This is a genomic window from Rubripirellula tenax (genome assembly GCF_007860125.1).
Taxonomy (GTDB): Bacteria; Planctomycetota; Planctomycetia; order Pirellulales; family Pirellulaceae; genus Rubripirellula; species Rubripirellula tenax.
In genome coordinates, this window is the sequence record NZ_SJPW01000004.1 from 251,805 (window position 1) to 278,509 (window position 26,705).

A 26,705-nucleotide genomic window follows, 5' to 3' on the forward strand; every position below is an offset into this window, starting at 1 on the left:
TCGACCGCACGACCCAACGAAACCAGATTGTTGGGATTTTTTCCTTGATCATTCTCAAGTCCAACTTTGCGGCTTGACAATGATATAAATCGTTTTTTAGACCATGCTACTACGATGAGTAGATGCAACTCGCAATAAATGCGATTGTCGCGTCAATGGGTCCGCTCGCGACACTGCCGGAAAACGATAAGTGTCGAAGGCTGACGTTGTTGATTCATTTATATTCGAGTTCTTCTCACTACTATTAACTATTTAATGATTTGGATTTTCTGGATTTCGGCGTTTGCGTTTGCGACGCCGTTTTTGTTTTATCCCGTTGGGGTCTTCCTACTGTCTCGATTGCGGCGAAAGCCTGCGATTGGCTCGGCGACGCCTTCGGCGACGCTAGTGGTCAGCGCGTTCAATGAGGCGGGGTGCATCCGTGATAAGATCGCCAATGCGTTGGCGTTGGATTACCCGTCGCATCTTTTCGATGTGATGGTGATCTCCGATGCGTCCGATGACGGAACGGATGAAATCGTTGAAGGATGGAATGACCCGCGGGTGAAGCTATGTCGCATGGAACGTCGTTCGGGTAAGTCCGCTGGACTGACCCGGTTTTGTCCGCGAGCGTCGGGCGACATCCTTGTCTTTACAGACGCCAATTCTATCTTTCAACCCGATGCGTTGACCAAATTGGCGAGGCATTTCGATGATTTCGACTTGGGCTATTCGGTGGGTCGACAGAGCTACACAAACATCGATTCATCCTCATCGGACTCGGAGAACATTTATTGGTCCATCGAATTGATGATGAAGGCGTGGGAAAGCCGATTGAGCAGCGTCGTCGGCGCCGACGGCGCGATTTATGCGCTGCGAAGCGAGTTGTTCGAACCACTTTCGGCGGAAGACATCAATGATTTCCTGCTTCCGTTGAAGGTGGTCGTCAGAGGGTATCGAGGGGTTTTTGATCCAGAGGCCGTTTGCTTCGAAGACGCGGCGCCCGACTTCGCGGGCGAATTTCGGCGCAAGCGACGGATCGTCAATCGCAGCATGCGGGCCGTTTTGAAGGTGCCCGGGGCGATGAACCCGTTCCGCGTCGGCTGGTTTGCCGTCCAGCTGATTGCCCACAAAGTGCTGCGTTGGCTTTGCCCCCTCTTTTTGGTGACTATGCTGATCAGTTCGGCTGTTCTGTCGTTTCAGGAAGTGAACGACCGCAGTCTGGGCTGGACGTATTCGGTACTGCTGTTATTGCAGTTGCTCGGCTATGCGATCGCGTGCCTGCACATATTTCCCCCGTTTCGTCGGATTCGATTGGTGTACATCGCCTACTATTTTCTGATGGTCAATATCGCGTCGGCTCGAGGCCTTGCGATGCTGGCCGGGGGACGCGCAATTGGTGTCTGGAAGCCCGAACGATGATCCAGTGCATTTTCTGGCTAGCGGCGGGATTGTTGTTACACACGTATGTGCTGTATCCCCTTTTCGTTGGTTTCGTTCGACGCTCTCAACGGCCAGAGAATTCCGGCGAACTTCCAAGTATTAGTGTGATTGTGCCTGCACACAATGAAGCAGCCGTATTAGAAGCAAAGATTGAAAACGTCCGGCAATTAGATTACCCGGCTGATCGAATCGAACTATTGATCTTTGACGATGGCAGCAGTGACGAGACGGCGCAAATTGCCGAGGCGCACGCGGGCGAACGGGTTCGTTTCTTTCGTGGCGAAACGAGGTCAGGCAAGGCGAACGCCGTCAACCGATTGGTTGACGAAGCGGCACACAAGATGTTGCTATTGACGGACGCGAACGTTTCCATGAATCCCGACTCTGTTTCCCAGATGGTGCGGCATTTGTCCGACCCCGCCGTTGGTGCGGTAACGGGCGAGGTCCGATTGGTCGGCAGTGACAAGGAATTTCGATCCGGTGAAATGCTTTACTATCGACTTGAACGTCGCATTCAAAACGCCGAGTCGAGCGTGGGCAGTGTGATGGGCGTTGACGGCGCGATGTATGTGATGCGGCGCGAACTATTCGGAACCTTGCCATCCGATACCATCTTGGATGATTTCCTGATCTCGATGAACATTCTGCGTGCCGGTAAACGGATCGTCTACGAACCGATGGCGACGGCCGTGGAAACGGGGACGCCCTCGGCCCGGCAAGAATTCAATCGTCGCATTCGCATTGCCGCGGGCGCAGTTCAGTTGCTCAAGCGTGGCAACGTCCCCCGCTGGAACGACCCCTCCATCTGGTTTCAGTTTCTTTCGCACAAAGTACTGCGGTGGACTTCACCCGCCATGATTGCATTGATGCTTGCTAGCAGTGCCGCTTTGGCGACGACGCACTGGTTCTATAGCGTCATTCTGATGACTGAAGTGATCTTGTTGGCGATCGCTGTCATTCTGGTTGTTAAGCCCTCACTTCGTTCGACGAATTTAGGTGGAGTGATCTTTTTCTTTGCGCTCAGCCAAGTGGCAATTGCGATTGGGCTTTTTAAGGGAGTCTTTAATCGCCAACCGCCACAGTGGGAAAAAGGCCAACGCGTGAAACACACGAAAATTCTTGACGGCCAATGAAAACGGCCGTACGGTGAGGTTTGACAGACGTCCTTTTCTACAGGTCGGCTATATGAGGGCCGATCACTTGTCTCACCATCTACTCCTTTTCGCTCGCACTTTGTCGGGTTAGTGGGCGCCAAACCGATGTCGCGAATCGATATTCGTGCATTAGTCGCTTGACGCGTTGCTGCTCGCGTTGGTAGATCGATCCGAAGAGACAGGATGTCAAATCTTTTCGGAGACGGATCAGAGTGTTTACCATTGCCCCACGCGTTCTTGATCTGTTTCGACAACCGACGGGGTCGACCCGTCGCCGCTCAAAACAATGGGTTCGACGAGCGTTGCGTTCGGAAATTCTTGAGAACCGAATGGTTCTGAGTGGCATTTCGCTGGTGTCGCTCCCCCACGATGAATCTTCGATTGAAGCTGTAGCTTCGATCGAAGCGATTGTTCCGGCGGTCGATGATGCTGCCGACGTGGTCACTTTGGAGAGCTTCGCCCAGCAGGATTCGAGCGAAGCAGCTTTACCGGAAAGCAACGCAATCACTCCGTTTTGGCGAAAGGTCGGCGACGCACCGACGTTTGCACCGGAGTGGTACGCCAACCAGGGCGAGGTCACTCAGCACGTCTACTACGACGATGCGCTAACACCCGCTGAGAACGGTGCGTTGTTGAGGGATGTGATCAGCAACCTTTCCGCCGGCGACCACATTCAAATCCATGCTGGCACCTACTCCATCGACTCGTATTACACGATTCAGGCTTCGGGCACCGAGTCACAACCGGTAACGATTGCAGGAGCACCGGGCGAGGAGGTCACCATCACCCGCTTCAATGCGACGCAGAATGTGATGAACATTTTTCCGTCGCAGTATTTGATCATCGAGGGCTTGCATTTGCGCGGCGGATCGACCGGGCTAAAAATCCAGGAGGTCAGCCACTTCATGTTGCACAATGTTGAGATTTCGGAAACGAAGGGCAATGGAGTTGCGGCGAATTCCAAGGACACGTCGTATCTTTACTTCATTGACAACGAGATCCATGACACAGGCGGGAACGGCGAAGGGCTCTATCTGGGTGCCCATGATGGATCGAAGATTACACACAATTCGTATGTGATCGGCAATTACATTTACAACTTGAACGCGTCCGACGTTGGCCAAGGTGACGGGATAGAGATCAAAGATGGATCTTACGCCGTGACGATCAAGCACAACTTTGTCCAGAATACGAACTACCCCGGAATCATTGTCTATCGAACGGGTCGAGGTGCCGAAGATCGCAACATCATCGAAGAAAATGTGATCATCAACTCGAATGACACCGCCATTCAAGCGACCGCGGACGCCGTCATTCGCAACAATCTTGTCGTGACCAATCGAACGGGATTTTTGTCCAAGCCATTCACCACCGTCCCTCAAAATTTAACGGTTGTGAATAACACGATTGTTGCTGGGACCGACGGCGTGCGAACGATCGGCTGGGATAGCGAGGACGCGGTCGACAACGTGTTCGCCAACAACGTCATTCATTCTGCGGTTGATCGCCCCATCCCCAACGGCCTTGGCAATGCGACGGTTGTGGGCAACGTCGTGGTGACCGATCTTGCAGCGACGTTCGCCGATATCCAATTCAACGGAACCAGCTGGGACCCAACTCCGCTTCCGAACACCCAATTGATCGGGACTGCTGATTTGAGTTACTTACCGGAGGTTGACTTGACGGGCCGGCCTCGGATCACTGGTGGTGACGTTGGTGCGGTCGACTATCGCGAAGTGGGTGGCGAACTGCCTGACCCCGACGTTCCGGCCGACGGCGTTTACGGACGGTTCGACTTTGGAAGTGATACGTCGCCATTGGGATCCGAATATACGCGAGTCACGCAAGCGGATCGTTACGACTACATTGCCCCGTATGGTTGGATCAGCGGCAGCGTTGGTTCGCGAGATCGAGCCAGAGGTGACGACTTGAACCGAGACTTTAATTTTGTTTCCTCGGGATCGATGACGTTTGTGGTCGACGTTCCCGACGGGAATTATCAGGCGACGGTCGGCTTCAGCGATCAGTCCTACGCGATCGACGGTATGCAGGTGTCTATCGAGGGCACGTCCGTTGACACCATTTCAACGGTGGCTGGCGAAACGGTCTTGCGAACGTACGAGTTTGAGATTCGAGATCGGCAACTGTCGCTGACACTGACTCGAGGTGCGAGTGGTTTTGCGCTGATCAACTCGCTTGAACTGAAGCGAGTTTTGGATGTCGGTGCGGGTGTGTTGGTGACGCCGGGGCTGAACCAGACGACGACGGAATCGCTTGGCACGTCAACTTTTGCTGTCCAATTGAAGACACGTCCGACGGCGCAGGTAACGATCAATCTGTTGTCAACCGATAGCAGCGAAGGAATGTTGTCGCAAACGCAACTGGTATTTACCCCAGACGATTGGGACCAGCCTAAAACGGTAACGGCCATCGGCGTTGACGACTCGGTGCTCGACGGCGATATCGAGTACACCATCATGACTTCGGCGACGGAAAGTGAAGATCCGGCGTACGACGGGCTGCCGGTCGACGACATCAATCTTGTCAACCTCGACAACGAAGTCGTCACGGACCGGCTGATTTCGCAGTTCGACTTTGGTACCGCCGGTTCACCGGTTGCGACGGGCTATACGCAAGTCACGCCATCAGATCGATACGACCCCGCGGTTGGACATGGCTGGCTAGGTAGAAGCATTGGCGGGCGGGACCGCGCGAGGATGGATGACACGACCCGCGACTTTAACTTTGTTGCATCTGGGTCAATGACGTTTGGCGTCGACATCCCCGCTGGCAACTATCAGGTCGAGATTGTCGTCGCAGATGCGATTTACGAGAATCAGGGCATGCAGGTTCTGGTCGAAGGGGAGCAAGTCGATACGCTGTCGATCTCGGGGGGTGAATCGATCACGCGAACGTACGATGTCATGGTTCAAGATGGGCAATTGACGTTGACGATGGTTCGCGGGACTCGTGGATTCGCATTGATCAATGCATTGAAGTTGACATCTTCGTCGACACCAAACGCCGATCCCGGTGTGATCGTACGGGCGGCGGCCAACCAGGTCACTTCTGAAAATCTGGACAGCACCTCATTCACCGTCGAGCTAGGATCGGCGCCGACGTCACCCGTTGAGATCAACCTTGGATCGAACAACGAGAACGAAGGCACGTTGTCGACAGGCCAACTTGTTTTTACGCAGGAAAACTGGAACCAACCCCAGACGGTTACTGTCACGGGAGTGGACGACGACTTGGTCGATGGCGATATTCCCTATCAAGTGATCACGTCGAACACGACGAGCCTTGATCCCAGTTATCAAGGGCTGGATGTGGATGATGTCTCAATTACCAATTTGGACAACGATATATCGGCGACCGAGTTGGTCAACCGGTTCGATTTCGGCAGCAGCACTTCGCCCACCGAAGCCGGGTATACCAAGGTGGTCCCGACCGACCGCTATGATGCATCCAAGGGATTCGGTTGGCTAAGCGGGCAACTCGGATCGCGCGATCGCACGGACGCGGACGATTTGACGCGTGACTTCAACCATGTTGCGTCAGGGGCGATGGAATTTGCCGTGGATCTTGCCAATGGCGTTTACCGAATTTCTGTCATCATTGGCGATCGATACTACGCTCATTCCGGCATGAAGGTATCGGTCGAGGGCGAATTGGTGGACACACTTTCAATTGGCCCCAACGAGTTCTTTCGCGATAGCTACATGGCGACGGTCAGCGACGGGCAATTGACGCTAGAAATCGCTCGCGGTGAAAGTGGTTTCGCGCTCATCAACTCGATGACGATTGAGCGGATCACTTAGGCGACGAGTGTGGTAGGGGATTGCGAAAGGGTGGGGGCGCAGCCAGTATCTTGGCCCAACCCTCCCCCCGTGTTTGGCAATCATGAGAATCCTGTACCACCATCGGACGTTAGGCGATGGCGCCGAAGGGGTGCACGTTGCCGCCATGATCGCGGCGTTTCGCCAACTTGGGCATCAAGTGCTAGTGGTCGCACTGGCTGGCGAACCGACGTCGAACGGCACCGACTCGCTGGCACCAGACTTACCAGCACCTCAGATAAACGATCGCCCGTTGTCGAAGAAAATCCTGTCACGCCTGGCCGGGATATTGCCAGGTGTCACTTACGAATTGGCAGAACTTGCCTACAACGTTCCGGCGAAGCGGCGATTGAGACGTGCGATTCGTTCCTTTCAACCCGACTTTGTCTACGATCGATACAACAGCTTCTCAACAGCCGCCATTGATGCAGCCGCTTCCGAGAACGTGCCGGTTTGCTTGGAAGTCAACGCTCCGGTTGCTCTGGAGCGACGAATGGCGGGCGAGAACCGGCCCTTAAGACTCGAAAAGTTGGCGATTCGTTGCGAACGACGGATTTGCCGTGCTGCTGATCGGGTCGTCGTGGTTTCAACGCCGCTGAAGACCTTTTTGGTAGAACAGCGTGGTGTTTCTGCTGATCGCGTCTCGGTGATCCCCAACGGTGCCGACCCCATTCAGTTTGATCCGCAGAGGTCGGGAGACGACGTTCGGCGGCGACTGGGGATTGAAGGTCGGATTGTTGTTGGATTCATCGGTATCTTGCGACGATGGCATGGCGTTGATTTGCTAGTCGACGGGTTCGAGCGAATCGAGCTGCGCGACCCTTTGCCGCACTTGCTGATCGTGGGGGATGGCCCCATTGAGGCTGAGCTTCGGGAGTTGGTGAATCAGAAGGGGTTGCAAGATCGAGTCACATTCACGGGACGCATCGTCCATAGCCAGGTGCAAGATTACCTAGCCGCCTTTGACATCGCCGTCAGCCCGCGAGCAACGTTCTATGCTTCCCCCATGAAAATCCTAGAATCGATGGCGATGGGGACCCCGATCGTCGCCGCGGATACTGAAAATATCCGAGATCTGATCTCGGACGGTCACGATGGGTTGCTGTTCCAACCCGAGGATAGTGACTCGCTAGCAAAGGCGATCCAGAGGCTGGCCGAGGACCGAGAGCTAGCAAGTACCTTGGGGCGAAACTCTCGAACGAAGGTCGAAGAAGAACGAAACTGGTTAAGCATTGCGAAAGAAGTTGCTTCGCACTTTGAACGGTGACCTGGCGTGCAGCCGGCACTCAAGAACCCCATTCAAGCAAAGTCTCGACTTTTCTTTCGGGGCTCTTGATTCTAAGCCGATCTGTATAGGTATTCGCAGTAAACGCGGATTGCGCGATTGGGAAAAATGGTCCGACGACGGAACAACAGGTGCACATTTAGCAACTAGTTTCTCTTCTGCCGCCATCTTTTCGTAGAATCCCCTTGCCACCCCCCCGTCCAATCGCTACAATCATCGGTATGTTCCGCATCCTCCTCCTTACCGCAATTCTCACTTCGATTGGGCTCACCTCCGCCGAAGCTGGAATTCTCACTCAAGTTACGGACCAAGTCCGTGGCGATGCGGGCGCTTTGGAGGACTTTTCGCCGTCCGAACCAAGTGAACAACGTCCAGTCATCAGTTCAGGCAGTTTTGATTTCGCGGTTTCATCGCAATTAGTACATGATTCGGGCTCCCAGCCCGCATCCCTAAGTCGATGGTCGTTCTGGCTCAGCTTTCCCTCCGGGGATGTCTTTGAGTTTTCGGAACGCTCACCGCGCCAACCGCTAGTGAGGGGTTTGCTAAGGCCTGCGTAGCGTTGTTGAGAAATCGATTTTTGCTTTTGATTTACAACAATTCTATTTTGACCTTAGGAAACTTACTATGAAACGTGTTCTATCTGTTTTGGCCCTGATGATGGTCGCCACCGCTGTTCAAGCTGGTGTGTTGGTTGAATCGTCGCTCATCGTCGATAACTTCCGCTTGGTTGATTCGAGCGGCATGATTTTGCAAGCTGGCGTTGACTATCAAATCAGCGCAACATCGCCTGCCTTGAGCCTGACCTCGAACGAAGTCAACGGCAGTGGTGTCGCTGTGTCGTCCCTGGCCGGGAACGCTTTGGTTGCACCTGGTGCGATGGGCACGACCACGGCGACTTTGGCGCTGGCTGACGGGTTCATCGGAAGCGCCAACGAAGTTTTGGCCAGCTTGACTGCTCAAAGCTCATTCACCGCAAACCGCGATCTGAGCGGCGTGAAGGCGTTGTTCGATGTTTCTGCATTCGTTGACGTTTCGCGAGATTCGGGCATGCCTTTGGGTACCGGCCGGGGAACAACCGAGTTGACTTTCGGCGTTAGCGGTTTCGGTTCGAACGTTGAAGTCGTTCTGACCCCCGTTGGAAACTTCAACCTGACCCAAGTTGGCGTTGGTCGTGCGGAAAACACCCCAACTCCTCCTCGTGCCTTCGAAACACAAGCGTTCAGCTTGTTGACCAACCGCACCTATGGCTTCACCGTTTCGCAGACCGTAACTGCGAACTTCAGTGCCGTTCCTGAGCCATCTTCGATCTGCGCCTTCGGTGCATTGGGAGTTGTTGGCTTGGTTGCTAGCCGTCGTCGCAAAGCTGCGAAGAACGCTTAGTTTCTTAGCGGTAGTTTACCGCTTCAGATAATTTGAACCTTAGAAGCTCGCGATTTCGGTCGCGAGCTTTTTTTATTGGGCGACCGTGTGTTGGCTCGATCAACCCAAATGGGCCCCGCAGACGCCGTTCGCCGGGATAGAACTGCGAAGCAGTGCGATCCATGTTACCGCGTGCCACGCCTAACAGCCTGTTGAAAAAGGGGGATCCCACGGGTATCACAGAAGACGCTACCAGTGCGGACGTAACCGAAATCCGGGTTGCGGCTTACGCCGCGATTTTTATCGAAGACGTTCGGTATAGCGGATATCCCATTTCGTCGAGCCGTTGCCGCATGGCGCCATAGCAATGCTCGGCACGACTCGCTTCGTCAGCGTCCGACTTGTCGAATGACAAATTCATGACCGCGACGGCCGCTCGCGGGATTACAGGAGAGATGGTTACCGGCAAGTCGAAGCCAAATTGGCTGGCAATCGGCTCAAGTTCCGTAGTAAGTCGCAAGACGTCACCGCTTCGAAATGGGATCACCGGGGCGATCCACATCAAGCCAACGTCGATAACGTTTCCCGAATCGGGGCGGTTTCGATAGAAAGCACCTTCGAGGTGTTTCGCTGATGGTTTACCGTTAAGCAAGTCGTAAACGTCAGTTACAGCGGCGGTCAAATTGCGAATCCGTTCGGGGATCACGTAGCTTGGCATTCGATCGACCGCAAAATTCAGGGCGTTTACGTGCCGTTGGCGAAAGAATCGCACGGGGCATATGCCGGAGAGGGCTTTTTTGATGTCCTTCCGCTTTGCAGCGACGATACGGTTCGTCCCGTAGAGGCCGCCAAGTCCATTCCACTTAGCCACCCCTGCCTTTTTCGCACGGTAGGCGCGTTGACGGTCAGTAAACGGTTTTCGGCGATCGAGAGCGTTACCATCCCCAGCCACTTGCGTTTGCGATGATAGCACTCGTAGATCGTTTGCAAGGTGAACAACGCTTCCAATCACGTTCTCTTGGCGGAGCTTCCCGATCCGGTCCGCCATTCGGGCGAATACGCTTAGGTCATCTGTTTTGAATGCAAATCCATCGATTCGCTGTGGCCGGGGCATTAACCAAATTGTCATTCGAGTGACCACAGCGGCATTGCTTTGCGCAAGAACGCCCTGGAAATTTGGCCCTTGCCCATAGGGATAGACATGCCCAACCGTCGTCTTTTCGATGTCTCCGAAACCGGTTCGCGTCATATTTCCATCGGGCCAGACTGCTTCATAGTTACAAGCGTGGGCGGTGCGATCCCCGTAGGGCGTGTGACCAAAGCCTCGTTGAAGGACATTTCCAACAATGCTGGCATCTGGGCCAGCACCTGTCACATCAAGCATTAGCCGCGATCCAGACGAATTCAGTGCGTCGGCTAGTTGTCCTTGGGTGACGCCTGGTTCGATGACTGCGTAGGCCAAATCTTCATTGATTTCGACAATACGATTCATTTCGCCCATATCAATGATCAGATGACCATCGCCCGACGCACATGAATCGCCGTACCCCCAATTCCGGCCACGAGAGATCGTGTGCCAGGGGATTTGATGACTCGAAAGGATCCGCATCAGCGAACTGACTTCGTCACGGTTGACCGGCCATACGACACCAAGCGGCGTCGTCGACCGAGGCAATGTCGTTTTTGCGTAGCGGTTGCGGACGGCATTTGCATCGGAAAATCGGCCGTCGGGGAACAAGTTCGCCAACTGATCTCTAACCGCGTCGAGTGACCGCGCGAAAGGGGTTTCGCAGCCTCCATCAGGCGAGTTGCCCAATACGGGACTCGCTCCCCCGAAGGGTGCCGTCGCAGCGGGTAACGACGGTGACCATGACATGCGTTTGCGTCCTTGTGATAGCGAAGGGAGACATGACTATGTCACCCTTCTCCGCGTGAAAAGATGGAAGGTTTCTATGCCCGCAAGCCTCCTGCGGCGGCTAGGCCGCAGCCTTCGCCTTGGTAGCGGAAGCTAACTCGACGGCTGATTGGGCGAAGTGTGCCGCGTCGTCGGGGTGCATGGGGCGGCTTTGCAGGTCGTTGTCCGCGAAGTTTCCATCCAGGCAATAATCGCGCCACCTCGGGCTGTACCGCGAACGGTCGTTAACGCTTCCGACGACGGCGATTCCCGGCTTTCCACCGACGGCGACGTACGGAGTTTCACGTCCGATGATTTCACACCCCATGGCGCGGGTGTAGAAACGCGCGTGCCGGGGATGCACCACGGCAACCAGATGTTCCAAACCCTGGGCTCGGGCGAAGGAGATTGAAAGGCGAGTGAGCTGGCCAAAAACCTCGCCTCGCGGGGCTTTATCCGAATCGATGGCCAGGGACGTGATTTCGCCGACTCGAAAGCCACTTTCTTGCTGAAGTCTGGCGACCGCCTTGGGGTATGTCGAAGCAGCCGGCAGGCGACTGTGCCCAAGAACCAGCGTGACGGTGCCTACGACTTCGCCGCGATACGTGGCGATAAATACCTGGGAATCGCCGCTAAGGTGAAAATCCATGATCCGCATGCGTTGGCGATTGTGCCTGGACAGGCCCGCATCTTCGTATCGTTGCTGGAGCAGACGAAACGCGCTTGCGAAATCATCTCGCGTTGCGGCTGTTTGAGACCGAACGAAATCCACGTTGGTCGATCCCGCAACTCGAACACGTCCGTAAAAGACTTCGGGCGGTTTTTCGACAGTTTCCAAGATCGCACCAAAGCGCTGATTTGTGTCGGTTTGTTCCATGGGATTACCCTCGCGAATAGGACTAGAAGATCAGAACGGTGATACGAACTTTTTTTTGCCGCCGACAAGGCCTTTCACCCCAAAAAATTTCGAATTGGTGCTTGCGAATTCACGATAAGGCGGGGGGGGAGGGAGTCGAGGAAACGGGTGTCTCCGTTGCCCCAAAACTTGGTTTCCCAGCCCCTGCAAGTCGCCGAAACGACCTCTTTCGGCGGGTTAGCGGCCCTTTTAAAAACACGTCGCTACCGACCGAATCGCCGAGAACACTCGAAAATGCGAATGAATCGACAAAGTTTTGCCACCAGGCTGGAAAGATGAATCTGCCCCTAGTTTGATTTGGCGAATGCCGAGCTACACTGGGTCCCACCCCCTCTCCTTCTGACCTTGTTCTTTATTCGATCCGGTTCTCAGCCGCTCCAACCCTATGAAATCAACGCACTGCTCTTCGCTTCTGAAACTGATCACGGATCGCAAATGCAATGTGGGTGTTATTGGCCTTGGGTATGTAGGGCTTCCGCTGATTGACGCTTTCGTCAATGCGGGCTTTACATGCACCGGCATCGATGTGGATCAGTCGAAGGTGGACTCGCTCAAGGGTGGCAAGAGCTACATCAAGCACATTGACAGCAAAAAGATCGTCAATTGGCTTGCTAAGAAGCAGTTCGACGCTACCGCCGATATGGCGCGCATGAGTGAACCGGACGTTTTGTTGATTTGCGTCCCAACACCTCTGGACGATGCACGCGATCCGGATTTGGGATATGTGATTCAGACTTGCGAGAAGATTTCGGAGGCGTTGCGAGCAGGGCAACTGGTTGTGCTCGAGAGCACGACTTATCCAACGACGACGCGTGATGTGATGGTTCCGATTTTGGAACGAAGTGGTTTGAAAGCAGGAATCGATTTCTTCGTTGCCTATAGTCCTGAGCGTGAAGATCCTGGGAATCCGAACTTCTCTGCTGCTGGAATTCCGAAAGTCGTCGGCGCGATCAATGACGAAAGTTTGGAAGTCGCTCGAGCACTGTACGAATCGGCGGTTGCAGGAACGGTGCCAGTCAGCAGTTGTGAAGTCGCCGAAGCTGCCAAAGTACTTGAAAACATCTACCGCGCCGTCAACATCGCTTTGGTCAACGAGTTGAAGATCTTGTTCGATTCCATGGACATCGATATTTGGGAAGTCATCAACGCGGCGAAAACCAAACCGTTCGGTTTCCACGCTTTCTATCCCGGGCCGGGTTTGGGTGGACACTGCATCCCGATCGACCCCTTTTACTTGTCGTGGCTAGCCCGCAAACAGGGATTGAACGCACGGTTCATCGAGTTGGCCGGTGAAGTGAATCGTTCGATGCCCCAGTACGTGATTGCGCGTACGATGGAATTTTTGAACGAGGTTAAAAAGCCAATTCATGGCAGCAAGATCTGCATGTTGGGTGTGGCGTACAAAAAAGACGTCGACGATCCTCGCGAGAGCCCATCATTTGACTTGATGAAAATCTTGCTCAAACACGGCGCCGAACTGACCTACAGCGATCCTCACGTGCCAACATTGCCGAAGATGCGGCATTACGACTTACCGCCGATGGAAAGCCAGAAATTGACGCCCGCATTCCTGGCGTCTCAGGATGCGGTCATCATTGCGACGGACCACTCGGACTTCGACTACGACCATATTGTCGCCAATGCTTCTTTGGTGGTCGATACTCGAAATGCGACCGTCGACGTCGTCAACCATCGCGAAAAAATTCGCAAAACCTAAGCGATCGATGACAAGCCAATCTAAACATTATCTCGTCACCGGTTGCGCCGGTTTCATTGCTTCCAGAGTCACAGCAATGTTGTTGGATCAGGGCCACCATGTGGTCGGGGTCGACAACATGAATGATTATTACGATGTCAGTCTGAAGCAGCATCGCGTTGACCAACTCGCTAACGACCGATTCACGTTTCGGGCGATGGACATCGAAGACGAGCCGGATGTTGAATCGCTGATGGATTCGGCGCCGTTTGACGCGGTGCTTAATCTGGCCGCTCGGGCCGGCGTGCGATACAGCATGGAGAATCCGCGTGTCTACATGACGACGAATCTAATGGGGACGCTGAACTTGCTAGAGTCGATGCGTCGACGGTCGATCGGCAAGCTCGTGCTAGCATCCACCTCTTCGCTGTATGCCGGCCAACCGATGCCGTTTGACGAGACATTGTCGGTCAATACACCGATCTCTTCCTATGCGGCTTCGAAGAAGGCCGCCGAAATGTTGGCGCACTCGCATCATCATCTTTACGACGTTGATGTCTCTGTATGTCGTTATTTCACGGTATACGGCCCAGCCGGCCGCCCCGACATGTGCGTCTTTCGATTCATCCATTGGATTGACCAGGGTGAACCGATCGAATTGTTTGGCGATGGAACGCAGTCGCGCGACTTCACTTACGTGGATGACATTGCTCGCGGCACGATTGCGGCAATCAAGCCAGTCGGCTTTGAAGTGTTCAATTTGGGTGGCGGAAACGAACCGGTCAGCCTGCTTGCGATCATCGAAAAGTTGGAAACGCTACTTGGGAAGAAAGCCAAGTTGACCCATCGAACATTTCACAAGGCCGACATCACGACGACCCAGGCCAATATTGCGAAAGCACAGAAGCAACTTGGTTGGCAGCCGACTGTTGGATTGGATGAGGGGCTGGCTGCATGCGTGGACTGGTACCAATCGAATAAGCCGTGGTCGGCCGCGATACGGTTGCCGTAGTAGTCGGGCAAAGGGCAGTCGGGCAGTGACGTCCTCTGATTCGCCACTCTCTATCCCCCATAGCCATCAGCTTGCAGACCAATTTTATCGATCCCGAGGACAATCCTTTGCCAAAACGCTTTGCCATCGTTGCGGGCGCACGCCCAAACTTTATGAAGATCGCGCCGATCCTTCGGCAGCTTGATGCGCGCGAAAGTTTGGTGACGACGCTGATTCACACCGGGCAACATTACGATCGAAATTTGTCGGATGTCTTCTTTGATGATCTTGGGATTCGACGACCAGATTTGTCGCTGAATGTCGGTTCCGGTTCGCACGCACGTCAAACCGCCGACGTGATGGTCGCGATCGAAGATGTGTTGGTCGAAGCGGCGAAAAGAAACGAGCCCTACGACCGCCTTGTTGTGGTCGGCGACGTCAATTCCACCATGGCAGCGGCAATCGCAGCGACTAAGGTTCACGTTCCGGTGGCACACGTCGAAGCGGGTTTGCGGAGCTTCGATCGTTCGATGCCTGAAGAAATCAATCGAATGGTCACCGATTCGATTTCGGATCTGTTGCTGTGTAGTGAACCCGCGGGCGTCGAGAATCTGATTCGCGAAGGTCATCCACAATCGCGTGTTCACCTAGTCGGCAATGTGATGATTGACACGTTGTTGGTTCACTTGGAAAAAGCAAAGTCCCAAAACACGCTTTCCCGTCTCGGTCTGTCGCCACAAAATTACGGCGTGGTTACTTTGCATCGGCCGTCGAATGTCGATGATCCGAAAATGTTGCATGAGTTGCTGGAGGTATTGGCGGGCATCTCGAATCAATTGCCGTTGGTGTTCCCCGTACACCCACGAACACGCGCTCGGATCACCGAGTTCGGATTCGAATCGATGTTGGCCAGCAATGCCCAGCTGCGTCTGCTTGATCCAATGGGCTATCTCGAGTTTCTTTGTTTGACGTCGCAAGCCAAGGTCATCGTCACGGACTCGGGCGGATTACAAGAAGAGTCCACGGCGTTGGACGTACCTTGCTTGACCATGCGAGAAAACACCGAACGTCCGGTCACCTGCGACGAGGGTTCGGGCACATTGATTGGTCAGTCTGCGTCCAAACTGCGACAACAACTGGAGTCGGTGTTGGCGGGGACTTACAAGGTCGGCAAGTGCCCGACATTGTGGGATGGCAACGCGGCGGTTCGGATAGCGGATGCCTTGGTCGGATCGGTGTGCAAGAGTTGACCGATATGAACATTGAAGTCTTGGCCTCAGACTTCGATTGGGCCAGTGATAGTGAATCGATGCCGCCAGTGTGCGCCATGCCGCGATTGGCAGGACATCGTTCGCAGTGGCTTGCTGCGCTTGGCGACGGGTTTGGGCACCGCGGCTATTTGATCCGAGCATCGGATGCGACGGGAACCAAGGGACTGCTTCCCGTGGTTTACGTGAAGGGGCCCATTTTTGGCAAGTTCTTGGTCAGTCTTCCGTACTTAAACACGGGCGGCGTTTGGGCCGCGACCACCAACGTTGCAACCGCGCTGGTTGATGCGGCATGCGATCTTTCCGACCAACTTGATGTCAAGTATTTGGAACTTCGTCACGAGGTGCCACTTGATCATCCGAAACTCAATTTTGATCGAACGGACAAAGTCCACATGCGATTGAAGTTACCTGAAACGGACGCCATTTTCGAAGACAAGTCGCTGAAGTCGAAAGTCCGCAGCCAGATCAAGAAAGCCGACGTTCACGAGTTGTCGGTGCATTTTGGTGGAAACGAATTCGTCGGCGATTTCTATGACGTGTTCGCCCGCAATATGCGAGACCTAGGAACACCGGTATTCGCAAAGAGACTTTTCGCTTCGATCGTGCGTCGGTTCGACGGAGACGCCGAGTTCTGTGTCGTCCGTAAGGCGGGCCAAACGATTGCCGCCGGATTGATCACGCACGAATCGGGGGTCAGCGAAGTTCCCAGCGCCAGTTGCTTGCGAGACTTCAATCATACCAACGCCAATATGATGATGTATCGTCACTTGATTCGACGATCGATTGAAAAGGGAAGTCAGACCTTCGATTTTGGTCGCAGCAGCCAAGGCAGCGGCACCTATCGGTTCAAGGCCCAGTGGGGCGCGCTACCGCACGAAGCGACGTGGCAGTACTATGTTCGAAAGGGCGATCCCAATGACATGCGTCCCGATGCTGGCGGGAATCAAAGGCTTATCCGAGTCTGGCAAAAACTTCCTGTCTGGTTAACTCGGCTGGCCGGCCCGATGATCGTTCGCGGCATTCCTTAACGGTGGCGGGTGACGACTATCGCGAGTAACCCAGCCATGACTGATGATGATCGAAGCCTCGTCGAATCTCGACGCGCACGACGTTGGCGTTTGAGATTTTGGTTGTCTTGGGTCGCGTTCGCAATCATTGGCTTGGCAACCTCCATACCCACTGTGCGAGGTTGGTTGATTTCCCCCCTGCACGTTCACGACGTCACGGCGCGAGGTGAATTGGCATACGTTATGGCGGGCGGCCCCGCCGTTTGGGAGCGATTGCGAGCGGCATCGGATTTGTTTCACGAGGATCGCGTTTCACAAATCTATTTGCTACGCGAAGACGAATTGGCCGGCTTCAACTACGTCCAACATCAAAAAGAATCTCGTTTACAACGAGAAATTGCCTACCTGGGACTGTTCGGTGTGCCACCCGATCGGATCCGATCGGTGTCTGCGGATCCCGATGATTGGCTAAGCTCTCGAAGCGAGGCGGTTGGACTAGCCAACGCGCTCAATACGCCGGCCAACATCGTGGTCGTTACTTCGTCACCGCATACTCGCCGAAGTCTTTTGTGCTTTCGCCGCACGCTTGGACCCGATTGCAAAGTCTCGATTTACGCGGCGAGCGAGCCAAACGAGGGCAGCGAAATGTTCTCGCCGATTTGGATCGAGTACGCCAAATTGCTAGTCTATTGGATATGCGTTTAACTGGACCTAGAACTCGACGCTGAGAGATTGCACGTTATGAATCGTTATCGAATAAGTCTGTGTGCCGCGGGACTGGCGTTCTTTGCTTCGAGCGCGATCGTGGTCAGCCACCGATGGGCCAACGCACAGGATGCAACGGAGATACAGGGCGGAAGCACCGCAGCGATCACCGACAAAATTCGGTACGGCGATGTTCCGCCGGCGGCTCTGTTGACCGAACGAGGTCGGCAGTTGGCCGAGGAACTGGGCCATTTGGAACGTAGCAAAGCGTCGATGGGCGCTCGGCACCCGTCTAGGGCGGCGATCGATGCCCAAATGGAATCGATTCGCCGTGAATTGAAAGCATGGGCTTCGGCGCCGGAAATGACCGCCGAGACGGACGAAAATCCTTTCGCCGAGCGAGACGCGGCGCCGCAGATGAACGGAGTCGACTTGAGGCAATTGGTGCTGATTTTGACCGAACGGGTCGAACGGCTCGAACGAAAGGTGACGGCGTTAGAGCGACGTCAGTAGTGGAAGTCCGCCTCGACTCGAACGGAGCGAATTTGGTAACGGGGGTAAAGATGGCGTTCGGTATCACCGATAAACTGCTGATGCCCGCTACAAATTACCACTCATACCTCTCCTTTTTGATCGAGCGCGATGCTTTGGAACATTGCCACGCGCACCCTGTTTCACGACCGCGGGAAACTTGTGGCCGGATTGGTTGGCGTTATTTTTTCCGTCGTTTTGGTGAATATCCAAGGCGGTTTGTTCTTCGGATTGATCCGCAAGGCCAGCTTGCTGATCGATAACGGGAATGCCGACATTTGGGTCGGACACCGCGGCATGCACAACGTCGACTTTCCGCACGATATCCCCGAGCGGTGGATTCATCGTGTGCGCAGTATCCCTGGGGTCCGCGAAGCCGAACCGATGCGAATCGGCTTTTCCGAAATCACGCTTCCCGGTGGTGGCTTTGAAGGCACGATGGTGGTGGGGCTGAGTCCCCACACCGACCTTGGTCGCGCCTACGAACTCCATGAAGGGCCTGACGACGCGCTCAGCCATATTCACGGCGTGATCGTTGACGCCTGCGACGATGACAAACTCGATTCACCTGCGATCGGTTCGTTTCGGGAACTTGGTGGACGGCGCGTGAAAATCATTGGCAAGTCGTATGGCATCCTCAGTTTCTTGGTCACGCCCTACGTCTTCACGACGTACGACCATCACAACGAATTGACGGGCAGCGATCCCACGATGGCATCGTACTTCTTGGTTCGCTTAACGCCAGGCGTCGATGCCGATGCGGTTTGCAGCGAGATCAACCAGCGGCTTGACGATGTGACGGCGCTGACGGCGGAAGACTTTGCCGATCGCAGCGTGCACTACTGGCTGACCCGAACCGGGTTGGGGATCAGTTTCGGTGCGGCGACGGCTCTGGGATTGTTGGTCGGATTGGTGATGGTCGCACAGACACTGTACGCGATGGTCTTGGACCGGATTACCGAGTTCGCGACTCTGAAAGCAATCGGATCGACCGAGCGAGAGATCTTGTTGCTTTTGGGAGCTCAGAGCTCGCTTGTTGCCAGCATCGGCATCGCGATCGGCATCGTAACAAGCATCGTGATCCAACAGCTTTTCAGCACCCCGCGTGCCGAGATTATGTTTTCGCCAAAGCTCTATGCGGGCAGCGCAATTTTAGTGTTTGTGATTTGCCTCGCTGCATCGGGGTTGCCGTATTTGCGAGTTCGCCAGGTCGACCCTCATTCGATTTTGCAAGGCTGATCGCATGTCAATTCAATCTCAATCTGACGCTTCGATGCCGGCCGGCGATCCGGTCGTGCCTCGCGTTTTGCCAGCTCACTTGGCGATGGACGTCGACGGGTATGCGCCCGCTGCCGTCCCTGGACCAACACCTGCACACACACCGGCACCTGTCGCGGTGCCAACGGCGGCGCCCGCGCGGCGATCTGTCGAACAGGACGTCGTCTTGAACGCGATCGGCGTTCGCAAGGGATATGTCATCGGCGGCAAAAAACATTGGGTACTCAACGGCGTCGACTTTCACGCCCGCGCCGGCGAATGTGTTTTCTTGTCAGGCCCTTCCGGCAGCGGTAAAAGCACGTTGCTATCGATCATCGGTTGCCTACTTGAAAGTGACAAAGGCGAGATCCACTTGGCCGGTCAGCGGGCCGATCTGTTGTCGGTCAGCCAGCGGACAGCGATGCGCCGCGACAACATCGGCTTTGTGTTTCAAAGATTTCAACTCATCCGCGGATTGTCGGCCAAAGACAATGTTGCCGTCCCGCTGACGATGCAAGGGATGCCGCTGGCGAAAGCTCGCGAGCGTGCCAGTGAGATGCTTCGGCGAGTAGGGCTAGAAACGCATCGCGATCAATTGCCGACTTCAATGAGTCCCGGGCAGTGCCAACGCGTCGCGCTGGCTCGGGCGGTGGTCACGTCGCCACGGTTGCTGCTGGCCGACGAGCCGACGGCCGCTCTGGATAGCAAGTCGGGACGCGAAGTGATGGAACTACTGCGTGAGCTGGTTGATTCGACGGGGGCTGCGACGATCGTAGTGACTCACGACCCTCGAATTTCCGCCTATGCGGATCGAATTTGTGAGATCGAAAACGGATTGTTGACATGAGCCAAACCAACACCATCTTGATCACGCTTGTCGTGTGCTGTTGTGGGATCGCAATCGCCGAAACTCAACGGCGCAACAACGTCGCGACACAGAGTGATGTCATCAAACCAACGCCGACTCGGTTTGTGGGGCAAACGATCCGCGCGCCCGGTCGCATCAAAGGTTTGACCGAGGAAATCGGCCTGCGCGCACAAATCCTGGAACCCATCGAACAGGTTCACGTTCGGTTGGGCGACCGAGTGAAGGCCGGCGACTTGCTGGTTTCATTGGACAGCCGGTCCCTGGAATTCAAGCGTGACCTCGCCGTGGCTGTCTTAGAAGAGAGCCAGGCTCGATTGTCGCGTCTGAGGAACGGAGCTCGCGAGAGTGATCTCGATGTGGCGCGTCGTGAATTTGATGCGGCCGTCGCTCGATTGGAATCAGCAACCGCTCGACTTGCGCGATACAAACGCCTTTTCGAATCTGATGCCATCAGCGAACAAGAATTCGAGGACGCAAAGTTTGAATTTCAAAGCCTGAGCGCGGTAGCCGACGTCGCGAAAAACCAACTCAAATCGCTGCAAGATCCCGCCAGAGCAGAAGATATCGAGGCCGCCGAATCGGCGGTGCGGGCAGCACGTGCGAAACTGTCGATTGCCGAAGACCAATTGCGGCGAACGAAGATCATTGCGCCCATCGACGGTACGATCCTGAAAATTGACGCCAGGGTTGGCGAGCTTCCCGTGGAAACAATCGTCGAACCGTTGATCATCATGTGCAACACACAGCGTCAGCGTGTACTTGCTGAGGTCGATGAATTTGACGCGTTGAGGGTGATGGTCGGACAGCCTTGCGAATTGCTCGCCGAGTGTTTCGAAGGTGTGATCGCTCGCGGCACAGTGACCGAGGTCGAACCGCGTATGGACCGCAAGAAACGGTTCGGGCAATGGGCCGGTGAGCGGCTGGATTCATTCAGTCGACGTATCTGGGTCGATCTGGACAGCGACAGTCCAATGATGCCTGTGGGGTTGCCCGTGCGAACGATCATCCAGATCGATCAACCGGATCACGAGACCAGCGTCGAAGCAGTGATCAATCATGCCGAGCCGAAACCGGTCATTGGAACGCTGTAACGCAAGATTACAATTGCAGCGAAGCCGTTTCCGTTTCACCCAACTGCGTACGATCCTGCTCACGAGTTGACGATGAAAGAATTTCGTGGTGCCGTTGTACTTCTGCACCAATTTGCCGGTTCAACATGCGTCCGTTGACGTGGCCCGCGATGACGGATCCGTAATAGATCGGCATTGAATACGCGGGGGCGAAGTTGCCAAGTGCGCTGCCGACGTAAGTGCCGTAGGCCGGATATAGAATTCGGTTTGCTTCGGCGATCCCTTCGGCATCCGAACGATCGTACAAATATGACATTGCGTCGCGAGAAGCGATCGTTTCATGCCACATCGGAAAGAACGTGTAAGCGAGAGCGTAGGTTCCTTGGTACTCTCGCCGCGTAAAATCTTTTGCGTGGGCGAGTTCATGTAACGCAATCGCCGGCACGTCGCTGTAGATGTGAACGGTTTGCGTGAAGGGATTGAAGTGATCGCCACCGACAACTCGTCCGGGAAGAATCGCTTCGCCACCGACCGCCAAAATCCCGAGCGTGTACCGATAGGGCCAAGCCACGGTCTTGTTTTTTCGCAAACGTCGAAAGTCCTCGAGGGGCGCGTACTGGTTGATTCGAACCTTCACGTGGGGCAGATTGCTTGCCGCCAAGTAGTCAATCGACGTCTCCATCGTGTCCGACGTGATGCGGTGATTGTCGATACGGCGGTCCCACAACATCACCTTGCCGGGAATGCCAACGACCCATCCAACGGTGTCGAGCCAGGGGATCGGACGACCGATTTCGATCTGGTCGTCGGTATCGCTGACCAATTCGGGAGGAACGTATTGGTGCTTAGCCGCAATCCGTTTCGGTGACAGCACATTGCAGCCTCCCGAAGCCAATGCAGACAGCGAGAGTGCGACAACGAGTGAACGAAATGGGCGTGAACGCATGGAGGGATCCAGGACTTACAAGTGCAACTTCGCCGGGGCTCGTTTCGTCTGCACTCGTCCCTCAAGGCCGATGCGGATTGGATGGAGAGCTTGGCGTTGATCTTCGATCGTCATCCGTTGGCACCGGCGAATCCACTGGAACTTGCGCCGGGATTGAATGCGTTCGTGATAACGGTTCAAAAGATTTTTAAACAACGCCGTCCCGCCACGTCCATGTCAAAGCGATTTGACATCAAATCGCGTCACCTCCAAATCGCCGTGTTGGATGCTTAGCTTTGTGATTGCCTTTCTTCGTGCCAGCAGCGGATCGGATACCGAAAAGGACTCGCCATTGACGGTGAAGTCGGCTTGTTGTCCGACCAAGCTAACCGTCAACGTGTTGACCTCGCCCTGTTTCAGCTTGGGAAGCATCTTGTTGAGCACCATGGGCTTTGGTTTTTCGCCACCATCGTTGACCGAGTAAGTCATCGCGTTGGAAGGGCGTTCGTCACCCATCAATCGAATTCGAAACGCATGTCCGCCACCCTCGGCATCGAATGTGAAGACCACCACGTCGGCATTTTTCGGTGTGAATTCGATCGTGACCTCGGCATCGTTCATCGGCGTCCGGTAAGAGACCATGGCGCCGTGGTCCTGGAACTTTTGGAACAGCGGGTCGCTGAAAACGACGCTGGCCTTGCCATCAGCGACGGTCCAGTTGCCGCGCGTCAACATTCGGCCGGGAAACTCGGCTCGCGAGAAGTCGTCGACGATTTGGACGGCCGAAGCCGAATGGGCCGCGGTCGACTGTTGGGCGAAACACGGGCTGGACAAACCGCAAATCAGGAACAACACGACCAGAGGAGATCGAAGCGGCATTGGAAGTCTCTTTAATTGGAACGGGAAATCAAGAATGGCGGTTTTGGTGACTGGGTAATCCAGGCGAGTACTTTATAGTGGGCGGAAACGTTCATTGTGTGCCATGGTGGCTATTTCGGTTCGAATCTGAGTGGTGTTTGTCGATGCGTGGATTGATCTTGGTTGGCGTCAGCGTCGTCGTGGCTTTGGCGAGTGCCGGCATTGCGGTCGCCGCCGATGGCGTCGGTTTAGGACAACGCAAAGCGATCTTGTCCGCCAACGCAGCGGTTCAGAAGGCAGGGACACATTTTTCGGCGCGCGACTATGCGGCCGCGGGCGACGCCATCGGCGAAGCGATGCGTCAGATCGAAACAGCGGGGCCGGCATCATCGATCGAAGTTTACGACTTGCTGCTTCCGGCGATGAAGCGAGTTGGCAAGGCTCACGCGATGTTGCAGTTCGAGGGCATTTCGTTGCCTCCGTTTCGCATCCCCGCCCGCCCTGTAGCAGCGGCGGCGGAACCGGCAGTGGCCGAAACAGCAGTCGTCGAAACCGAGCCGATGATGCCCGTTGTACCAGCCGGCGAAAGCACGCGGCCAATGACTGCACCGGAGACCGCGTTTTCGCCAGCACCGAACTCAACGGAGATCAGCTTCACCAAGACGATCGCTCCCTTGCTGAGTAGTCGATGTGGCGGATGCCATATCAACGGCAGCAAGGGCGGGTTCAGCTTGGCAACATTCGCTGCGCTAATGAAAGGTCCGCCCGAGGGTGTCGTGATTTTTGCCGGTGACACCGTCGGTAGCCGATTGATCGAAACGATCGAGACCGGCGACATGCCACGCGGCGGCGGAAAGGTCTTGCCGGCCGAACTGGCAACACTGAAACAGTGGATCATGACGGGCGCAAAGTTTGATGGCGCCGACCCGACGGCGCCGATTTCCGCTACGGGCGCAGGACCGACGCCAGCGATGAACGCGGACGCAGCTCGTCCGGAAGTGCGTCGATCAACGGGAAAGGAAACGGTCAGTTTCGCCAAAGACATCGCACCGATTTTGGTGGAAAATTGCAAAGGCTGTCACATCGACGCCATGCAGACTCGGGGCGGATTGAACATGGACAACTTTGCAAGGTTGCTGCGTGGCGGCGACAGCGGCGCGGTCATTCAACCGGGCAAGGGAAGCGAAAGCCTGGTCGTTAAAAAACTTCGCGGCATGGAAGGCGATCGAATGCCAGCCGGTGGGCGCCCCGCGCTGCCGGAAGCCAGCATTCAATTGATTTCGACTTGGATCGACGAAGGCGCCACGCTGGACGGTGCAAGCGAGAATCAACCTCTCGGCGTGATGAGCCAGTTGGCTTGGGCGGCGTCAGCGACGGATTCCGAAATGAGCGACCGACGTGAAAAGTTGGCGGGCGATCACCTGAAACTTGCCAACGCGTCGGGGGCGCCAGTTACCGAGAAGGTGACGGAGCACTTCAAAGTCATCGGAACCGCTTCGGAGCCGACGTTGGAATTGGTCGGCAAGTTGGCGGAAGCTCAAATGAAAACGGTGGGAACGGTCGTTTCCGGCAAACCGGGCGAAGGTTTCTATCACGGCCGAGCGACGATTTTTGTGATGCCTCGGCGATACGATTACAGTGAATTCGCCAAAATGGTCGAGGCTCGCGGTGTTCCCAGGGATTGGTCGAGCCATTGGCAATTCGACGGCATCGACGCCTACGTCGCGATGGTGGCCACCGATCGTGACGAAGAAGAACAGATCGCCAGCCGGTTGCTATTGCCGCTGACCGGTTTGGCTGTTGCCACGCGAGGTGGTGATGTGCCGCGATGGTTGGCCGAAGGGGTCGCGACCGCGACGGCGGCTCGCAAACGTGGTGCCGACCGTGAAGAGCGGATGAAAATGGATGCCGAAATCTCGCAAGCGATCGCAGCAATGGGCAATGCCAAGAAGTTTTTGGATGGCAAAATGACGCCCGAGCAGTCCGACCGCGTCGGCGCGGCAATTGCATCCAGCCTGCTGGATCGCACGCATCGCCGGAACTTTGACCGATGCATGCGGTTGCTTGACGAAGGCAAGTCGTTCGACCAAGCGTTTCAGCAATCGTTCGGCGTGACGACAACCGCGTTTGTCGAAGCGTGGATCAAGTGGGTGCGAGGATAGGGCGACGCGGTGTGAGACAAAGGCTCAGGCCAGCGGCTGGGTCTTGAGAGAAGTCGTCTTTTCGGCCACCATTCGAGGGCGATTTACCTCTTTCCCTAACGCCGCGAAATCGAAACCCGATCCATGTCGACTGCTCAAGAACGCACGCTGGCTCAATATCACAGTCTGATGCAGGTCAACGCGTCGGCACATTTGCTTCGCACGGCTCGCGAGCTCGGTTTGATCGACGAGCTTCGCCATGGTCAGCGGACGGCCGAACAGTTGACAGAGTCGCTGTCGTGGTCCCCTCATTCCGCTTCATTGCTTTTGGATGCCCTGTTGGCGATCGGCGTGGTCGAAAAGTACGACGACGACTTTGCTCTGTCGCGTGCCGGGCACCTGCTGTGCCAGTACGACGACGATTTGGGCGATGCGACGTGGGGCCGGTTGGTCGACGTGGTCCGCGGTAACGACCGACGGGCGGATCACGACGACGGCAAACAATTCGATTACCTCGCCGCGACCCAGTGGGCACATACCGGCGCGGCGATGCAGGCGGCTGAGATCTTGGACATCGGCGAAGGTGGCGAATTCAATGCTTTGCAGATCCTTGATTTGGGATGTGGGTCGGGCGTGTGGAGTTGCGCCATGGCTCACCGCGATCCTACATCCACGGTGACTGCGGTTGATAACCGAGCCGCGCTGGAGGCCGCTTCCGCGACCGCCGAGTCGATCGGGATCAGCGAGCGGTTTGAAACCATCGAAGGGAACCCGATCAATGCCGAGGTCCCGACCGGGAAGTTTGACCTGGTTTTGGTGGCACAGCGGATTTCGTGCTTGGACGGAATTGCGGGCAAAAAATTGTTGGCCCATGCCGTGGAAGCGACTCGTCCGGGCGGTCGCGTGGTGGTGATTGACCTGTTTCGTGGACCGGCGAAGGCAAATCTGGCCGAATGCGTCGAAGCGTTACGGCTTGACCTGGGGACGAAGGGCGGCCGGATGCGGTCGCTTCAAGAAGCCCAGATCGACATGCGCGAAGCCGGATTGGAGAGGATTCAGTTCACTTATCTTGCGGCCAGCCAAGTGAATCTTGGATTGGCAGTAGGTGCCAAGCCGACCGCTTCGACTTGAATTTTGGAGCTGACGTGCCAATTTCTTCGGAAAAGCTCACTTTTGCTCGAAAAAGTTGGCTTGGCTACGTTGACGATTCGGGCTCTGACTTCCTAAGCTACGCGGCTCGACACGAACCCTTCCTGACCCTGGAAATCGGACTCTGCAGCCATGGCTGTCCCAAAACGCAAACACTCCAACGCACGTACCGGCAGCCGCCGCGCCCACGACCACGTTAAGAAGCGTCAAATCGGCTACTGCCCCCAGTGCAGCAACGCCGTCCCGACTCACTCGATTTGCCCCAAATGTGGTTATTACCAAGGGCGAACCGTGATTGAGCACGAAGAAGCCTAGTCTAACGTTGCCTCTTCCCGTTTCCGGGCTGCGGACGTTGTTTTTCGTGTTG

Annotated in this window: 21 protein-coding genes; 17 read left to right on the plus strand and 4 right to left on the minus strand. The window is 55.5% G+C overall.

Translation table 11 applies throughout. From position 1 onward, the window contains the following. Window positions 1-255: 255 nt before the first annotated feature. The 5 genes from Poly51_RS15475 to Poly51_RS15495 all read left to right on the plus strand — a co-directional run bounded on the left by Poly51_RS15475 (window position 256) and on the right by Poly51_RS15495 (window position 9,080). On the plus strand, window positions 256-1,401 hold the full coding sequence (locus tag Poly51_RS15475; RefSeq protein ID WP_146458711.1) for a glycosyltransferase family 2 protein: 1,146 nt from the start codon (window positions 256-258) through the stop codon (window positions 1,399-1,401). Next, window positions 1,398-2,555: a glycosyltransferase family 2 protein gene (locus Poly51_RS15480; RefSeq protein WP_146458712.1), complete on the plus strand. Its 1,158-nt coding sequence runs from the start codon at window positions 1,398-1,400 to the stop codon at window positions 2,553-2,555. The genes Poly51_RS15475 and Poly51_RS15480 overlap by 4 nt, the downstream gene beginning before the upstream one ends. A gap of 374 nt (window positions 2,556-2,929) precedes the next feature. After that, entirely contained in the window at window positions 2,930-6,397 is a 3,468-nt protein-coding gene (locus tag Poly51_RS15485; RefSeq protein ID WP_186775585.1) for a right-handed parallel beta-helix repeat-containing protein, read from the plus strand. An 82-nt stretch (window positions 6,398-6,479) separates the two neighbouring features. Next, window positions 6,480-7,682 (plus strand): glycosyltransferase family 4 protein, encoded by a 1,203-nt coding sequence (locus tag Poly51_RS15490; RefSeq protein WP_146458714.1) that lies wholly within the window; start codon window positions 6,480-6,482, stop codon window positions 7,680-7,682. A 642-nt stretch (window positions 7,683-8,324) separates the two neighbouring features. After that, window positions 8,325-9,080: a PEP-CTERM sorting domain-containing protein gene (locus tag Poly51_RS15495; protein WP_146458715.1), complete on the plus strand. Its 756-nt coding sequence runs from the start codon at window positions 8,325-8,327 to the stop codon at window positions 9,078-9,080. Between the two features lie 265 nt (window positions 9,081-9,345). On the opposite strand, the gene Poly51_RS15500 is transcribed toward Poly51_RS15495, so the two are convergent. Together Poly51_RS15500 and Poly51_RS15505 are read right to left on the minus strand one after the other, a co-directional pair. Continuing rightward, window positions 9,346-10,935, minus strand: a complete 1,590-nt coding sequence (locus Poly51_RS15500; protein WP_146458716.1) for an FAD-binding oxidoreductase — start codon at window positions 10,933-10,935, stop codon at window positions 9,346-9,348. Window positions 10,936-11,035: 100 nt separating this feature from the next. After that, the gene (locus Poly51_RS15505) at window positions 11,036-11,830 is read right to left on the minus strand and encodes an N-acyl amino acid synthase FeeM domain-containing protein (RefSeq protein WP_146458717.1); all 795 of its coding nucleotides are present in this window, start codon (window positions 11,828-11,830) and stop codon (window positions 11,036-11,038) included. A 424-nt stretch (window positions 11,831-12,254) separates the two neighbouring features. On the opposite strand from Poly51_RS15505, the gene Poly51_RS15510 reads away from it, so the two are divergent. The 9 genes from Poly51_RS15510 (at window position 12,255) to Poly51_RS15550 (ending at window position 21,286) form a co-directional block, all read left to right on the plus strand. Further along, the gene (locus tag Poly51_RS15510) at window positions 12,255-13,586 is read left to right on the plus strand and encodes a nucleotide sugar dehydrogenase (RefSeq protein ID WP_146458718.1); all 1,332 of its coding nucleotides are present in this window, start codon (window positions 12,255-12,257) and stop codon (window positions 13,584-13,586) included. A 7-nt stretch (window positions 13,587-13,593) separates the two neighbouring features. Then, window positions 13,594-14,577, plus strand: a complete 984-nt coding sequence (locus Poly51_RS15515; RefSeq protein WP_146458719.1) for an SDR family NAD(P)-dependent oxidoreductase — start codon at window positions 13,594-13,596, stop codon at window positions 14,575-14,577. A gap of 107 nt (window positions 14,578-14,684) precedes the next feature. Further along, window positions 14,685-15,806: a non-hydrolyzing UDP-N-acetylglucosamine 2-epimerase gene (gene wecB, locus Poly51_RS15520; protein ID WP_246114533.1), complete on the plus strand. Its 1,122-nt coding sequence runs from the start codon at window positions 14,685-14,687 to the stop codon at window positions 15,804-15,806. Continuing rightward, entirely contained in the window at window positions 15,731-16,855 is a 1,125-nt protein-coding gene (locus Poly51_RS15525) for a FemAB family XrtA/PEP-CTERM system-associated protein (protein WP_246114534.1), read from the plus strand. Before wecB ends, Poly51_RS15525 begins: the two co-directional genes overlap by 76 nt. A 36-nt stretch (window positions 16,856-16,891) precedes the next feature. Next, complete coding sequence (locus Poly51_RS15530; protein ID WP_146458720.1) at window positions 16,892-17,539, plus strand: YdcF family protein; 648 nt, start codon at window positions 16,892-16,894, stop codon at window positions 17,537-17,539. 36 nt (window positions 17,540-17,575) lie between these two features. Continuing rightward, a complete protein-coding gene (locus Poly51_RS15535; RefSeq protein WP_146458721.1) occupies window positions 17,576-18,052 on the plus strand; it encodes a hypothetical protein in 477 nt (158 codons plus the stop codon). Window positions 18,053-18,181: 129 nt separating this feature from the next. Then, window positions 18,182-19,309: an ABC transporter permease gene (locus Poly51_RS15540; protein WP_146458722.1), complete on the plus strand. Its 1,128-nt coding sequence runs from the start codon at window positions 18,182-18,184 to the stop codon at window positions 19,307-19,309. Window positions 19,310-19,313: 4 nt separating this feature from the next. Further along, window positions 19,314-20,174, plus strand: coding sequence for an ABC transporter ATP-binding protein (locus Poly51_RS15545; protein ID WP_246114535.1), 861 nt, complete (start codon window positions 19,314-19,316; stop codon window positions 20,172-20,174). Then, complete coding sequence (locus tag Poly51_RS15550) at window positions 20,171-21,286, plus strand: HlyD family secretion protein (RefSeq protein ID WP_146458723.1); 1,116 nt, start codon at window positions 20,171-20,173, stop codon at window positions 21,284-21,286. Before Poly51_RS15545 ends, Poly51_RS15550 begins: the two co-directional genes overlap by 4 nt. A 7-nt stretch (window positions 21,287-21,293) precedes the next feature. Here Poly51_RS15550 and Poly51_RS15555 read toward each other — a convergent pair whose 3' ends face one another. Beyond that, entirely contained in the window at window positions 21,294-22,211 is a 918-nt protein-coding gene (locus Poly51_RS15555) for a hypothetical protein (RefSeq protein ID WP_186775586.1), read from the minus strand. A gap of 216 nt (window positions 22,212-22,427) precedes the next feature. After that, window positions 22,428-23,069 carry a hypothetical protein gene (locus Poly51_RS15560; protein WP_146458724.1) on the minus strand — a complete coding sequence of 214 codons (642 nt, stop codon included), beginning with the start codon at window positions 23,067-23,069 and terminating at the stop codon, window positions 22,428-22,430. Between the two features lie 143 nt (window positions 23,070-23,212). Here Poly51_RS15560 and Poly51_RS15565 point away from each other — a divergent pair, with 143 nt between their 5' ends. The 3 genes from Poly51_RS15565 to rpmF all read left to right on the plus strand — a co-directional run bounded on the left by Poly51_RS15565 (window position 23,213) and on the right by rpmF (window position 26,653). Beyond that, complete coding sequence (locus tag Poly51_RS15565) at window positions 23,213-25,210, plus strand: c-type cytochrome domain-containing protein (protein ID WP_146458725.1); 1,998 nt, start codon at window positions 23,213-23,215, stop codon at window positions 25,208-25,210. 123 nt (window positions 25,211-25,333) lie between these two features. After that, window positions 25,334-26,320, plus strand: coding sequence for a class I SAM-dependent methyltransferase (locus Poly51_RS15570; RefSeq protein ID WP_246114536.1), 987 nt, complete (start codon window positions 25,334-25,336; stop codon window positions 26,318-26,320). 150 nt (window positions 26,321-26,470) lie between these two features. Beyond that, window positions 26,471-26,653: a 50S ribosomal protein L32 gene (gene rpmF, locus Poly51_RS15575; protein ID WP_146458726.1), complete on the plus strand. Its 183-nt coding sequence runs from the start codon at window positions 26,471-26,473 to the stop codon at window positions 26,651-26,653. The last annotated feature ends 52 nt before the right edge of the window (window positions 26,654-26,705 follow it).

Excerpts from the sequence above, each read along its gene's own strand:
- Poly51_RS15495 (WP_146458715.1), top strand. The coding sequence starts at position 8,325 with ATGAAACGTGTTCTATCTGTTTTGGCCCTGATGATGGTCGCCACCGCT.
- Poly51_RS15545 (WP_246114535.1), top strand. The coding sequence starts at position 19,314 with ATGTCAATTCAATCTCAATCTGACGCTTCGATGCCGGCCGGCGATCCG.
- Poly51_RS15505 (WP_146458717.1), bottom strand. The coding sequence starts at position 11,830 with ATGGAACAAACCGACACAAATCAGCGCTTTGGTGCGATCTTGGAAACT.
- Poly51_RS15560 (WP_146458724.1), bottom strand. The coding sequence starts at position 23,069 with ATGCCGCTTCGATCTCCTCTGGTCGTGTTGTTCCTGATTTGCGGTTTG.
- Poly51_RS15550 (WP_146458723.1), top strand. The coding sequence starts at position 20,171 with ATGAGCCAAACCAACACCATCTTGATCACGCTTGTCGTGTGCTGTTGT.
- Poly51_RS15480 (WP_146458712.1), top strand. The coding sequence starts at position 1,398 with ATGATCCAGTGCATTTTCTGGCTAGCGGCGGGATTGTTGTTACACACG.
- Poly51_RS15500 (WP_146458716.1), bottom strand. The coding sequence starts at position 10,935 with ATGTCATGGTCACCGTCGTTACCCGCTGCGACGGCACCCTTCGGGGGA.
- rpmF (WP_146458726.1), top strand. The coding sequence starts at position 26,471 with ATGGCTGTCCCAAAACGCAAACACTCCAACGCACGTACCGGCAGCCGC.
- Poly51_RS15555 (WP_186775586.1), bottom strand. The coding sequence starts at position 22,211 with ATGCGTTCACGCCCATTTCGTTCACTCGTTGTCGCACTCTCGCTGTCT.
- Poly51_RS15535 (WP_146458721.1), top strand. The coding sequence starts at position 17,576 with ATGAATCGTTATCGAATAAGTCTGTGTGCCGCGGGACTGGCGTTCTTT.
- Poly51_RS15570 (WP_246114536.1), top strand. The coding sequence starts at position 25,334 with ATGTCGACTGCTCAAGAACGCACGCTGGCTCAATATCACAGTCTGATG.
- Poly51_RS15530 (WP_146458720.1), top strand. The coding sequence starts at position 16,892 with ATGACTGATGATGATCGAAGCCTCGTCGAATCTCGACGCGCACGACGT.
- Poly51_RS15540 (WP_146458722.1), top strand. The coding sequence starts at position 18,182 with ATGCTTTGGAACATTGCCACGCGCACCCTGTTTCACGACCGCGGGAAA.
- Poly51_RS15565 (WP_146458725.1), top strand. The coding sequence starts at position 23,213 with ATGCGTGGATTGATCTTGGTTGGCGTCAGCGTCGTCGTGGCTTTGGCG.
- Poly51_RS15490 (WP_146458714.1), top strand. The coding sequence starts at position 6,480 with ATGAGAATCCTGTACCACCATCGGACGTTAGGCGATGGCGCCGAAGGG.
- Poly51_RS15510 (WP_146458718.1), top strand. The coding sequence starts at position 12,255 with ATGAAATCAACGCACTGCTCTTCGCTTCTGAAACTGATCACGGATCGC.
- Poly51_RS15515 (WP_146458719.1), top strand. The coding sequence starts at position 13,594 with ATGACAAGCCAATCTAAACATTATCTCGTCACCGGTTGCGCCGGTTTC.
- Poly51_RS15475 (WP_146458711.1), top strand. The coding sequence starts at position 256 with ATGATTTGGATTTTCTGGATTTCGGCGTTTGCGTTTGCGACGCCGTTT.